The following is a 12,602-nucleotide window of genomic DNA, read 5'->3' on the forward strand; positions in this document are numbered from 1 at the left end:
AAGTTAGCTTAAAAAAGTAAATAAAAATAAGGGGAAACATACCTGTCGGAGCTTGCAAATGCTATCAAATAAGGTTAGAATAAAGAAGCGAGTATAATAATGACTCAACTGTAATATGTTTTTATATTAAACTCATGCTAAGAATGTAGGAGAAACGAATGACGAAGAAGATTGCAAAAACAGCAGGTTTTGCTGCTGCAACAACATTGGCTGTCCTAGGACAACAAGCAGTAGAAGCTAGTGAAGTAGTCGTGCCGGCAGAGCCAGTAGCTGATCAGGTATTAACTACAGAAGCAACAGATGCAACAACCACTACCGATTCTACAAGTAGTGAAACAGCTTCTCCAGTAACAGAGGAAGAGGTTATCGCTGCTGAAGACGTTTATAAGGCAGCTGAAGCTGAGCAAGTAGCCCAAGAAGAAGTTGTGGCAACTGCAACTGCGGAAATGGATAGCACTCAGGCACAATTGGACCAGATTGATAGTGAGATTGCTGCAATTGACAGTGCTCAAACGATAATTGAGAATGCTCCTCAGATTATCGAGCAAACTGAATCAAAAATTGCTAGCGAGGAAGCAACGATTGCTCCTGCTGAAACAGCTATTGCAACCGCAGAATCACTTGTGGCGACTGAGGCAACTGATTTGGCAACAGCTAAAGCTGGCGAAGTAGTAGCTAATCAAGTAGTGGCAGATGCTGAAAAAGCTCTTGCTGACGTTAAAGCAGACTTAGCGGAAGTTGGTCTCGAAAGTGCTCAAACAGCAGTAGACAATCTCAAAACAACTGAAGCAAAGCAGATTCAGCAAGTTTCAAGCCTTGAGAACGCTGTCAAAGTAAATGAAACTGCTGTTACAAATGCTGAAAAGGCGCTGACTTCAGCACAAACAACTGCTAAGCAAGACTTAGATAAAGAAATCAGTCAAGTCAATGCAAAATTGTCAGCTAAGAAGACGGAGTTGGCAAATACACCAGCAACAACTACGACGACAACAAATACGGTTAAATCTGTAGTTGGTAGCAATAAGATTACCTTGCCAAGCTCTTACATCAACACCGCCTACCCTGCTCTGAAACAAATTGAGAATGCTGGTTATACAGGATCTACAGCTTTCATTAGTGTTGCAAATCAAAATAAATCAAAAATTGTAGTTGCTAGTCAACAAGGAACTTATGGTATTCAATGGGGCGGAAGCGGTGTGAACACCTACCAATCAATTGCAGCAGATAAAACTCGTACAATTGACCCTGCTAACCTTACCAAGGAAGTTCAAAATGAGATTGCACAGTTTACAGCAGAGATATTGAATGGGGTTCGTACACAACTGGGTTTAGCATCAGTTGCTGTGACAAGTTCAGCCCAAGATTTTGCTAAGCGTGTTGCAAGTGCTTACAATAGCAAAGGTTTAAGTACACTTAACCATGATTTCATAGCTATTGGTTCCGCAGCAACAGCAAGTGGTCTTAAATCTTCCGATAATCGTGGCTACGAGTCCTTGGGGGACTTTGGACATGCTACAACAGTCGATCAGTTAAAAGGGCTCTTCTACAACTCATTGGTTTATATGCTCTTTAACGATGAAGGTTCTAACTTCGGTCATACGATTTCGCTCCTGCAAAATTCAGGCAATGATACTTATTATCTTGGTGCCACATCTCGAGTAGCCTCAAGTCAATTCCGCAGTACCAAGGCTACGCAGACTCAAATTTACATGATTCCTTCGTCGAATATTGTAAGTTCAAACTTTAGTCAGACGCCAATTACAGGTACTACTAGCACAACAGTTGACAACACAAATGCGATTAACAAGCTCAAGGAAGAAATTAAAACTCTCGAGACAAAATTGTCTAACTTGAGAAGTACTAACTTGGCATCTGCACCTATTGTTGTTGCAGCGAATCAAACACTTCGTACGGCTCAAAATCGTTTGCAAACAATTAAGGATAGCTTGGCAACAGCGAAGGCTACACTTGAGCAGACTCAGTATCAGTTGACAGTTGCTCAGAAGAATTTAGCTTCGCTTACTGCACAGAACCAACAACTCCTAACGAAACAAGGACAAGCTCAAACAGCACTTGCTAAAGCGCTTGTGGCTCAAAAAGCAGAGGTGGCAAAAGTTGTTCAAGCTCAAGAAGACTATGACAAGGCAGTAGAAGCTGAAACGGCTGCCAGAGACAAATTAGTCGAAATTCATGCTAGAATTGCTGGCCTGAAAGAGAAAATTGCTGAGACAGAGAAATTGGTTGCAAATGCAACAACCTTGATTGCAGATAGAGAGCGACTAGAGACACAGAAATCTATTTTGGCTGGTCTCTTGTTGAAGCAAAAAGCAGACTTGGTTGAACAATATGATATTCTTAAGGATAAAACAGCTCTAACTGTTGAAGCAAAAGAAGAGTATCTTCGTCTGCTCAACTTGTACCGCTTGGCAACTGGGAACAATATCTTCCAGCTTCCTGATGGAACAATTGTTGCTGTGCCAGCGGTAGCTCCTACAGCTGATGCATTGCCAGAAGGTGAACTTCCTATTCTCACTACTCTAGTATCTCCTACAAATCTAGGAAATACACCAACGGAAGGCTCAAATATTCCTCAAGGTTCAGGAGTTGCAGCTGCTGGTGGTGCCGGTGTTGCGGGTACAAATGGTTCAGCTGGAACTGTTAACCTTACTTCTTTGAGTGCGGGTGTTGCTCCTGTTCAAGGCACAAGCCAATCAAATTCTGCTAAGTCAGAATCTGAAAAAACATTGCCAAAAACATCATCAGTAAATTCAGATATCATGGCAGTTGTTGGTATGATGTCAATGGGACTTACTTTTGGACTCGCAAAAAAGAAACGCGATGAAATCTAATATTCATGATTAAGGGAATCGATTTGATTCTCTTTTTCTTATTGCTGAATTAACATATACTCTCTAATAAAATATCAATATAGAGAAAAAAGGTGTCCTTATGTATAAAGAACTGGTTTAAAAATTAAAGCAGTTGGGAATTTCTTATGATATGGTTGAGCATCCTACTGCCCTGACTACCCAGGAGGCTGATTATTATATTGAGGGAATGGAAGGTGTGCGGACCAAGTCCATGTTTTTGACCAATAAGAAAAAGACGGCCTTTTATCTCCTGATTATGGACGACCAGAAACAGCTGGACATGGAGGATTTTAAGGAAATGGTTGGTGCCAACCGCATTCGCATGGATTCAAGCGACAGTCTCTGGGAAAAGATGGATTGCCTGCGGGGAAGTTTCCATATTTGGTTTGCTCAATAATCCCCAAAAAGATATTTAAGTCTATTTTGATAGGGAAATCTTGACAGAAAAGATTCTGACATTTCATCCAAATATAAATACCAAGACAATTTTTGTGGCAACCCAGGATGTTCTTGCTTTTGTAGAAAGTTTGGGTTTTGATATCCAAATCGTCGACCTGCCATAGGATAATAAAGCTCTGTCAACAATCGGCAGAGTTTTTTGTAAATTTTCCTGAAAAATTGTATAATAGAAATGACAGCTACATGTGTAGCAGACTGTAATTCGACTTGCGTCTGAACTGTGAGGAGGCAAGGACCGTTGGTATGAAAAAATAAACTGGGCAGGTATGATTGCCCCAAAGGAGAAAAGATGAGTAGCATAAAAATCATGGCGCTCGGTGGTGTACGTGAGAATGGAAAAAATCTCTACATCGCTGAAGTCAATGAGCATATTTTTGTATTGGACGCCGGAGCCAAATATCCTGAAAATGAACAGCTGGGTGTGGACGTGGTCGTGCCAAACTTTGATTATTTGGAAGAAAACAAACAGCGTGTGGCTGGCGTTTTCTTGTCCCACGGGCATGCGGATGCCATTGGTGCCCTGCCTTACCTGCTGGAAAAAGTGAAGGTACCGGTTTTCGGTTCACACTTAACGGTGGAATTGGCAAAATTGATTGTTAAAAACAATAATTCTACCAAAAAATTCAATGATTTCCATGTCATCGATGCAGATACGGAGATTGATTTTGGTGATGCGGTTGTATCCTTCTTCCAGACAACCCACTCCATTCCTGAGAGTTTGGGTGTGGTCATCAAGACTGACCAGGGCAATATCGTCTATACTGGTGATTTCAAGTTTGACCAGGCAGCTGATAAGCTCTACCAGACGGATTTTGGTCGCTTGGCTGAGATTGGTAACGAGGGTGTCTTGGCCCTACTTTCTGACTCTGCCAATGCGGATAGTAAGGTTCAGGTGGCCAGCATGAAAGAGGTGGCCAATGAAATTTACAATACCATTTCCGACTGGGAAGGTCGTATCATTGTAGCAGCAGTGGCCAGCAATATTACCCGTATCCAGCAAATTTTCGATGCAGCTGATAGGACAGGTCGTCGTGTCGTTCTGACTGGTCATGACGTGGAAAATATTGTCCGCACAGCTATTTCCCTGAAAAAATTGAAGTTGGTCAGCGAGCGTCTCTTGGTCAAGCCTAAGGACATGAACAAGTATGAGGACCATGAGCTGATTATTCTTGAAACTGGTCGTATGGGTGAGCCCCTCAATGGTTTACGCAAAATGTCAATCGGACGTCACCGCTATGTTGAGATCAAGGACGGCGATTTGGTCTATATCGTAACGACGCCAAGTATTTCTAAGGAAGCGGTTGTAGCCCGTGTGGAAAACATGATTTATAAGGCGGGGGGCACCGTCAAGTCTGTGGCCAAGAACCTGCATGTGTCTGGTCACGGCAATGCGCGTGATTTGCAGCTCATGCTCAATATCATGAAACCCAAGTATCTCTTCCCGATTCAAGGTGAGTATCGCCAACTCAACGCCCACGCCAAGGCTGCGCTGGAAATTGGCATGTATCCAGAAAATATTATCATCGTCAAACGTGGTGATGTTATGGCCTATGAGGATGGTGATTTTGTCCACAGTGGGGCCGTTCCAGCAGGGGATATTATGATTGATGGTAATGCCATGGGAGATGTGGGAAATGTGGTCCTCCGTGACCGTAAAATCCTATCAGAGGACGGTATTTTCATCGTGGCTCTGACGGTCAATCGCCGTGAGAAACGCATTATTTCTAAGGCGAGGGTCAATACCCGTGGCTTTGTCTATGTCAAGAAGAGCAAGGACATCCTGCGTGAGGCATCTGATTTGGTCAATGCCAGCGTGGAAAACTACTTCACCAAGGATAGCTTTGACTGGTCAGAACTGAAGGCAACTGTCCGCGATGACCTGGCAAAATTCCTCTTTGACCAAACCAAACGTCGCCCAGCTATTTTGCCGGTGATTATGGAAGTAAAATAAGAGAAAATAAGTGATGAGAGCCAGTCCAAACTGGCTCTTTAGAATAGGAGAAAGCAAATGGCTATTATGAAAATTGAATATCATTCGGAGGCCTTGGATATGTCACGGCAGGTTAATGTCATTTATCCAGACCGCAATCGTATACCTAATCCTGATGATAAGGATATCCCAGTCCTCTACCTCTTGCATGGGATGGGTGGCAATCAGGATTCCTGGCTCAATCGCTCGACCATAGAACGATTGGTACGCTATACCAATCTCATCGTTGTCATGGTTAATACGGACAAGGGCTGGTACACTAATACGACCTACGGCATGAATTATTACGATGCCATTGCCATTGAACTGCCGCAGGTTCTCAAGCGGTTCTTTCCAAATATGTCCGACAAGCGGGAGAAAAACTTCATTGCTGGTCTGTCCATGGGCGGATATGGTTCCTTCAAGATTGCCCTGTCTACCAACCGTTTTTCATACGCGGCCTCGCTTTCTGGTGCCCTGGCCTTTGATTTTGACAATGAAGGGACGGCTGATTTGGGAAATCTAGCCTACTGGACGGGTGTGTTCGGAGACATTCATAATGCTAAGAATCCAAATAATTTGACAGAGATTGCCAAGCAGTCAGATAAGAAAACCAAGTTTTACGCTTGGTGTGGAGAGGAAGATTTTCTTTTTGCAGGTCATGAGAAGGCTATTGCTGATTTGAAAAAGATGGGCTTGGACATCGAGGCTAGTAAGGGACCTGGTAAGCACGAGTGGCACTATTGGAACCAGCAAATCGAGTACGTCCTCCAATGGCTGCCGATTGACTTTGAGTTGGAGGAAAGACTATCCTAAGCTGCTTTAAGGTAAATTTTAGCTTTATTTGCTATACTGTTGACCATCTCCAGAAAGAGGTATAGTCTATGAAATTAATAAAAAGTGTCCTTGGATTTTTCCTAAGAATTCTTACTTGGTTGGTCAGTTTGATTTGGAATTTTATCTGGTCGACTGTTTTAATCACAGCTCTGGCCCTGGCTTTGCTCTTTGTTTTTCAGAGGGAAAATGCCTACCAAACCTTGGATAGGGTTCTGCAGGAGGCGGAGCTGATTGTCAAAGGACAGTCTCCAGTCAAGCTACAAGAGGGTGTCGATACTATCAAGCATCTGGCTACGGATACTGTCAACACAGGCGACCATGGACGGTGGGAAAGCAATCGTGCTACGGTATATATTGAGAGCCAGGAGCCAATTTTACGCCAGGCCTACGTGCAGGCCATTGCCAATTGGAACCAGACAGGTGCCTTTACGTTTGAGTTGGTCGATAGCCCGGAGGCAGCAGATATTATTGCGACAGATGTCAATGATAGTACTACCCAGGCTGCTGGGGAGGCCAATTCGACGACCAATCTTCTGACCAATTTTTATACCAGTGTGACGGTGAGACTCAATCGTTACTATCTTTTAAATCCCCAATATGGTTATGAATTTGACCGAATCCTGCACACAGCTGAGCATGAGCTGGGGCATGCCCTTGGCTTAGGCCATGAAGATGGCAGAGCTTCTGTCATGGAGTCTGCAGGGTCCTATACAGGCATTCAGCAGGAAGATGTGGATGCGGTCATTCAGCTTTATGCAAACAACTAGAAAGGATTTATTTTGATTAAGTTCATTAAGCGTTATCCCGAACAAGCTTTTCTCTTGCTTTACAATGCTGGTATCTTTGTCTGGCTGCAGTCAACCAGCTCAGCCATTGTCCGCCAGCTTGGTCTGACCACCGACTGGCTAGAGAAAATTCCAGCTCCCTTGCGAGCAATGGCAGGCTCAAGCCTGACTGGTATGGATAATCTACTCAATTCATCGGCCTGGGGCTGGTTGTTTGTGTCCATGATTTTGATGCTTATCGTTCGCTTTGTCAAAGGCTTGATAAAATTCCTAATTTTGCTTATCATTATCGGAGGCGGGCTATACCTTGTCTGGCAACATTGGGAACTCTTGCAAGGCTTTGTGAATTGATGAAATCCAATCCAGTCCAGAGCTGGATTTTTTGCTACTATAGTTGTAAAAATAATGTTACTATTAATTAAGTTGGGAAATGTTTTGGAGAAATAATGGCAAAGCTAACTGTAATTATGCCAGTCTATAATAGGGAGACTATTGTTAAGGAAGCAATAGATAGTATCCTCTGTCAAAGCTACCAAGATTTTAAGTTCCTTATTGTTGATGATGGCAGTGAGGATAAGACTGCAGACATCATAAAGTCTTATCGGGGCCTAGGATATATTTGATAAAAATCTAGGTATTTCTACTAGTATAAATCTAGCTTTGAGTGAGATTAAAACTGAATTTATTGCTCGTATGGATTCGGATAATATCGCTCACCCAGATTGTTTTGTAATTCAGATTGATTATTTGGAAAACACAGGGATTGTATGAATAGCTCCCTGTCAAGTGGACAATGAAATAATAAAAGATTAGGCGACGGCCTTGTTCCTCATTTCAAGAGGGGCAAGGCCGTTGTTGCGCTCTTGAAAACGTTGATGATTGTAAAATAGATGTTGGCATCAATATCTAAAACTAGCTCCTCAAAAGTCTTATATTTCTTCAAATCATAGCACTCCGTCTTAAAGTGCCCAAAGAAACTCTCAATTGGTGCATTGTCAATACACCTTACCAACACGAGACATATAGCGGGTCATCTGATACTGGGTCGTTAGGCGGTAATAATCTTTCGAAGTATACTGCGAACCTCGGTCGCTGTGAATCAATGGTGTCGCATCAGGATTAGCTTTTCGTGCTTTACGAAGCGTCTCTAACACCAATTCGTTATCATTAAATTGACCAACTACATAGGCGACAATTGAGCCGTCGTATAGATCCTTAATAGCACTCAAATAGGCTTTACAGCTGAAACCGTACTTCAAGAAAGTCACATCTGTAGACCATTTCTGATTTGGAGCAGTAGCTGTAAAATTACGATTGAGAATGTTGTCCTCTACATTGACAAAGCTAGTCTTGGTACAATACCCCTTGGCTCTTCTGATAATGGAACGTAGACCTAGAATGTGCATCAAGTGTCGAATCCGTTTCTTGTTGTAGCTTGTTCCAAGCTTGCGATTGACAAATCGAGTCATACGACGATAACAAAGAATACCATTATGCTGGCTATGAAGTTCCTTGATGACATTCATCAAGCCTAAATTTTCCTGTTCAGAAGTTGTTTGGAGCTTGTCTATATTTAAGTGTATATGAAACAGTTCCGCTAAGTTTTTTATCTTCTATACAAAATCAGTTGAAACAAGTTTATAGTCAGAGGAGTCGATTTAATCAGTTTAAGGTTGATTGGAGTTATTTACTACGGTTAGTCCGTTCTATTACTGGTGAAGATTCACTGTCGCTAGAATAATGTTTCTTAAGACTTATTTCTAGACATTAGTTCATAGAAGTATGGTGAACTTCCCTTTTATTGGAACTCCTCTACTTTTTCGGTGGGGGAATTTTTGAGTGTTTTATGGTAAAATATTGAGTATGATTATATTGAACGGAAACAAGATTGAACGCTCATTTGCGGGCGAGGTTTTATTTAACAATATCAACATTCAAGTCGATGAGCGGGATCGGATTGCCCTTGTTGGAAAAAATGGGGCAGGCAAGTCTACTCTGCTCAAAATCCTTGTCGGAGAAGAAGCAGCGACAAGCGGAGAGATTTCAACCAAGCGTGATTTGTCCCTTTCTTATCTGGCACAGGACAGTCGTTTTGAGTCGGCAAATACTATTTACGATGAAATGCTCCATGTCTTTGACGACCTGCGGATGACGGAGAAACGCTTGCGGTCTATGGAAGAGCAAATGGGGAGTCTGTCTGGTAATGAACTCGACCAGCTCATGAAGACCTATGATAGTCTGTCGGAAGAATTTCGTCTGGCAGGTGGCTTTAACTATGAGGCGGATATCCGTGCTATTTTGAACGGTTTCAAGTTTGACCAGACCATGTGGGACATGAAAATCTCCGAACTCTCTGGGGGGCAGAATACTCGTCTTGCACTGGCAAAAATGTTGCTTGAAAGCCCAGAACTCTTGGTGCTGGACGAGCCAACCAACCACCTGGACATTGAAACCATTGCTTGGCTGGAAAACTACCTAGTGCATTACAAGGGAGCTTTGATTATTGTCAGCCATGACCGCTATTTCTTGGACAAGGTGGCGACACTGACACTGGATTTGACCAAGCATTCCTTGGATCGTTATGTGGGCAATTATTCTCAGTTTGTCGAGCTCAAAGAGCAGAAGTTACAGACGGAGTTGCAGAACTATGAAAAGCAGCAGAAGGAAATTGCCAAGTTAGAAGACTTTGTCCAGAAAAATATTGTCCGTGCTTCGACCACCAAGCGCGCTCAGGCTAGACGCAAGCAGTTGGAAAAGATGGATCGATTGGACAAGCCAACAACTGGTCAGAAGTCTGCCAACATGACCTTCCAGTCGGACAAGACTTCTGGCAATATCGTCTTGACAGTGGAAAATGCTGCGGTTGGCTACGATGGAGATATCCTGTCTCAGCCCATTTCCATTGACCAACGCAAGCTGGATGCCATTGCCATTGTTGGTCCGAATGGAATCGGAAAAACAACCCTGCTCAAATCCATCATCGGAGCTCTGCCATTTATCAAAGGGGAAGCCAAACTAGGTGCCAATGTGGAAGTAGGCTATTACGACCAGACCCAGTCGGCTCTGACACCATCCAACACCGTCTTGGAGGAGCTCTGGTCAGCCTTTCCGACCACACCTGAAGTGGAAATCCGCAACCGCCTAGGAGCCTTTCTCTTCTCAGGAGATGACGTCAAAAAGTCCGTTTCCATGCTATCGGGTGGGGAAAAAGCCCGCCTGCTCCTTGCTAAGCTATCCATGGAAAACAACAACTTCCTCATCCTAGACGAGCCGACCAACCACCTGGACATCGACAGCAAGGAAGTGCTGGAAAATGCTCTCATCAACTTTGATGGCACCCTGCTCTTTGTCAGCCACGACCGCTATTTCATCAACCGCGTCGCCACCAAGGTCCTAGAAATCTCGGAAACTGGCTCCACGCTCTACTTGGGCGACTATGACTATTATTTGGAGAAAAGGGCAGAGCGGGAAGAAGAAGCCCAGCCCGACCAGCTAGAAAGTACTAGCCAATCAGCCGGAGCCATGGACTACCAAGCCCAAAAGGAAAACCAAAAAGAGCAACGCAAACTAGCCCGCCGCATCGAGCAAATCGAGGCAGAAATCGATACCATTGAAAACCGCTTGAGTGAGCTCAATCAAGCCATGCTAGAAACTAATGACATCGGTCAGCTGACCGATTATCAGAAAGAAATCGATCAATTGACTGCCCAACAAGAAAACCTTATGGAAGAATGGGAAGAATTATCTGAGCAATTAGGCTAGGTTGACAGCAAGTTGACAAGAGGCTCAAACCCTTGATAGAACAGGATTGCAAGCCAGTCTTTCGGAGTTAGCAAGACCACCTTTTGCTAAAAAAGTCCAGAGCAAGCCAGTCTTTCTTGGCAATCATTGACCGATAGGCTAAGATAAGTTTAGGACCTGCTAGACAGGATCCCGAGAGGAGAAAAAATGAACTTTGGACAGCAAATCAAAGACTTACGTAAAAAGGAAGGCCTGACCCAGGAGCAGTTTGCCCTCAAGCTCAATGTGACCAGGCAGCCTGTTTCCAACTGGGAAAATGACAAAAACCTGCCCGACTTGGAACTCTTGATTCTCATGTCCTCTGTCTTTTCAATCTCCTTAAATCAACTTATCTTAGGAGGAACTGACATGAACAACATGACAGAAAAACTAGTCAAGGACGGTCGCGAAGGTCGCCGTACCCAGATGCACCTGACCATTACCATTATCGGAAGCTTTCTCATGGTTTTAGGTTTTGTTTGCTTTCTCATCAAGGCCAATTCAGTCGAGTATGTCGATGCTAACGGTATCCTACATGAAAACTTCTACCTGCTCCCAGTCGGCTATTTGCTAGTTTTTACAGGAGTCATTACCACGCTCCTATCAGGACTAGCCCTGCATCGCTTTAGAAAAGAACATAAATAAGATGACCAAACACCAACGTTTTGCCAATAGCGACCAATTTTTCGCCTGTCCACATTGTGGGCAGGGTCTTGGTCTTGACCTCAACAGCCTCCGCTGTCCCAACCGCCACACCTTCGACATTGCCAAGCAGGGCTACGTCAATCTGGCACCCCAGGTCAAGCAGTCTACTAACTACCACAAGTCTAGCTTTGAAAACCGCCAGGCCTTTTTAGAGGCGGGCTATTACGACCATCTCTATGAGGCTTTGGAGGGGAAAATAGCAGAGCTAGGCTTGCGGTCTGTCTTGGATATCGGTTGCGGGGAGGGCTTTTATTCTCGCAAGTTAGCCGAGAAAATGGACTTGGACATTGTTGCTTTTGATATTTCCAAGGATTCTATTCTCCTAGCAGCCAAATCTGACAGGACCAAGTCGGTCAAATGGTTTGTCGGTGACTTGACCAAGTTGCCCATTCAAGACAGAACTATTGACGGTATCTTGGACATCTTTTCCCCAGCTAATTATCAGGAGTTTGCCAGAGTGCTGAAAGCTGGTGGGGCTATTCTCAAACTGGTCCCAGGTCCCAATCACCTCAAGGAGCTCCGCCATTTAGCCAAAGACCAACTCCGCAAGGAATCCTATGATAACCAGGATATCGTGGATCATTTCAAGTCTTACCTGGGGCAGGTGGAGCAAGTACTGGTCAGTCGGACCTTGCCGATTAGCCTAGAACATGCCCAAGTCTTGGCAGACATGACGCCCCTCTTTTTCCAAGTGGACCAGTCCAAGTTGGACTTGAGCCAGCTGACCGAGATTACGATTGAGGGACTGCTCTTGATTGGAACTATATAAAAAATAAAGAGTGTGTTGATAGTGCATTATCTTAAAATTTTGTATAATAGGAATTGAAGTTAAATTAGATGCTAAAAATTTGTAATTAAGAAGGAGGGATTCGTCATGTTGGTATTCAAAATGCGTAATGTAGATAAAACATCTACTGTTTTGAAACAGACTAAAAACAGTGATTACGTAGATAAATAAATACGTTAGATTAATTCCTACCAGTGACTAATCTTATGACTTTTTAAACAGATAACTAAAATTACAAACAAATCGTTTAACTTCTGTATTTATTTATAGATGTAATCACTTCAGGAGTGATTACATGAACAAAAATATAAAATATTCTCAAAACTTTTTAACGAGTGAAAAAGTACTCAACCAAATAATAAAACAATTGAATTTAAAAGAAACCGATACCGTTTACGAAATTGGAACAG

The 12,602-nt window shown here is 43.3% G+C and carries 12 protein-coding genes and 2 pseudogenes; 13 read left to right on the plus strand and 1 reads right to left on the minus strand.

The window, feature by feature from the left end:
- Positions 1-158 precede the first annotated feature (158 nt).
- From ACVC7T_RS09855 to ACVC7T_RS09890, 8 genes and pseudogenes are all read left to right on the plus strand, one after another.
- On the plus strand, positions 159-2,849 hold the full coding sequence (locus ACVC7T_RS09855; protein WP_447262873.1) for an SEC10/PgrA surface exclusion domain-containing protein: 2,691 nt from the start codon (positions 159-161) through the stop codon (positions 2,847-2,849).
- 151 nt (positions 2,850-3,000) lie between these two features.
- Positions 3,001-3,433, plus strand: a pseudogene (locus tag ACVC7T_RS09860) (YbaK/EbsC family protein).
- Positions 3,434-3,618: 185 nt separating this feature from the next.
- A complete protein-coding gene (locus ACVC7T_RS09865) occupies positions 3,619-5,280 on the plus strand; it encodes a ribonuclease J (protein WP_105122654.1) in 1,662 nt (553 codons plus the stop codon).
- Between the two features lie 57 nt (positions 5,281-5,337).
- Complete coding sequence (locus ACVC7T_RS09870) at positions 5,338-6,114, plus strand: alpha/beta hydrolase (RefSeq protein ID WP_105122655.1); 777 nt, start codon at positions 5,338-5,340, stop codon at positions 6,112-6,114.
- A gap of 68 nt (positions 6,115-6,182) precedes the next feature.
- Positions 6,183-6,902, plus strand: a complete 720-nt coding sequence (locus ACVC7T_RS09875; protein ID WP_105110742.1) for a M57 family metalloprotease — start codon at positions 6,183-6,185, stop codon at positions 6,900-6,902.
- Positions 6,903-6,914: 12 nt separating this feature from the next.
- Positions 6,915-7,271, plus strand: coding sequence for a hypothetical protein (locus ACVC7T_RS09880; protein WP_238140723.1), 357 nt, complete (start codon positions 6,915-6,917; stop codon positions 7,269-7,271).
- A 116-nt stretch (positions 7,272-7,387) separates the two neighbouring features.
- The gene (locus ACVC7T_RS09885) at positions 7,388-7,543 is read left to right on the plus strand and encodes a glycosyltransferase family 2 protein (protein ID WP_394734384.1); all 156 of its coding nucleotides are present in this window, start codon (positions 7,388-7,390) and stop codon (positions 7,541-7,543) included.
- A complete protein-coding gene (locus ACVC7T_RS09890; RefSeq protein ID WP_105122658.1) occupies positions 7,536-7,691 on the plus strand; it encodes a glycosyltransferase in 156 nt (51 codons plus the stop codon). Before ACVC7T_RS09885 ends, ACVC7T_RS09890 begins: the two co-directional genes overlap by 8 nt.
- A gap of 38 nt (positions 7,692-7,729) precedes the next feature.
- Here the strand turns inward: ACVC7T_RS09890 and ACVC7T_RS09895 are convergent.
- Positions 7,730-8,479: pseudogene (locus ACVC7T_RS09895) on the minus strand (IS3 family transposase); the annotation flags it as partial.
- A gap of 304 nt (positions 8,480-8,783) precedes the next feature.
- Between ACVC7T_RS09895 and ACVC7T_RS09900 the strand changes: the two are divergent.
- The 5 genes from ACVC7T_RS09900 to ACVC7T_RS09920 all read left to right on the plus strand — a co-directional run.
- Positions 8,784-10,682 carry an ABC-F family ATP-binding cassette domain-containing protein gene (locus tag ACVC7T_RS09900; RefSeq protein WP_447262874.1) on the plus strand — a complete coding sequence of 633 codons (1,899 nt, stop codon included), beginning with the start codon at positions 8,784-8,786 and terminating at the stop codon, positions 10,680-10,682.
- A gap of 186 nt (positions 10,683-10,868) precedes the next feature.
- Positions 10,869-11,345 carry a DUF3955 domain-containing protein gene (locus ACVC7T_RS09905; RefSeq protein WP_447262875.1) on the plus strand — a complete coding sequence of 159 codons (477 nt, stop codon included), beginning with the start codon at positions 10,869-10,871 and terminating at the stop codon, positions 11,343-11,345.
- Position 11,346: 1 nt separating this feature from the next.
- Positions 11,347-12,174, plus strand: coding sequence for a methyltransferase domain-containing protein (locus ACVC7T_RS09910; protein WP_447262876.1), 828 nt, complete (start codon positions 11,347-11,349; stop codon positions 12,172-12,174).
- Between the two features lie 105 nt (positions 12,175-12,279).
- The gene (locus ACVC7T_RS09915; RefSeq protein WP_032498970.1) at positions 12,280-12,363 is read left to right on the plus strand and encodes a 23S rRNA methyltransferase attenuator leader peptide ErmL; all 84 of its coding nucleotides are present in this window, start codon (positions 12,280-12,282) and stop codon (positions 12,361-12,363) included.
- A 124-nt stretch (positions 12,364-12,487) separates the two neighbouring features.
- Positions 12,488-12,602: rRNA adenine N-6-methyltransferase family protein (locus ACVC7T_RS09920; protein WP_214609655.1), on the plus strand; the 115-nt coding region annotated here is incomplete at its 3' end.

This window comes from Streptococcus sp. P25B114 (assembly GCF_053010325.1).

What these genes read in the sequence shown, in the direction of transcription:
- ACVC7T_RS09855 (WP_447262873.1), top strand. Translation starts at nt 159, where the DNA reads ATGACGAAGAAGATTGCAAAAACAGCAGGTTTTGCTGCTGCAACAACA.
- ACVC7T_RS09865 (WP_105122654.1), top strand. Translation starts at nt 3,619, where the DNA reads ATGAGTAGCATAAAAATCATGGCGCTCGGTGGTGTACGTGAGAATGGA.
- ACVC7T_RS09870 (WP_105122655.1), top strand. Translation starts at nt 5,338, where the DNA reads ATGGCTATTATGAAAATTGAATATCATTCGGAGGCCTTGGATATGTCA.
- ACVC7T_RS09875 (WP_105110742.1), top strand. Translation starts at nt 6,183, where the DNA reads ATGAAATTAATAAAAAGTGTCCTTGGATTTTTCCTAAGAATTCTTACT.
- ACVC7T_RS09885 (WP_394734384.1), top strand. Translation starts at nt 7,388, where the DNA reads ATGCCAGTCTATAATAGGGAGACTATTGTTAAGGAAGCAATAGATAGT.
- ACVC7T_RS09900 (WP_447262874.1), top strand. Translation starts at nt 8,784, where the DNA reads ATGATTATATTGAACGGAAACAAGATTGAACGCTCATTTGCGGGCGAG.
- ACVC7T_RS09905 (WP_447262875.1), top strand. Translation starts at nt 10,869, where the DNA reads ATGAACTTTGGACAGCAAATCAAAGACTTACGTAAAAAGGAAGGCCTG.
- ACVC7T_RS09910 (WP_447262876.1), top strand. Translation starts at nt 11,347, where the DNA reads ATGACCAAACACCAACGTTTTGCCAATAGCGACCAATTTTTCGCCTGT.
- ACVC7T_RS09915 (WP_032498970.1), top strand. Translation starts at nt 12,280, where the DNA reads ATGTTGGTATTCAAAATGCGTAATGTAGATAAAACATCTACTGTTTTG.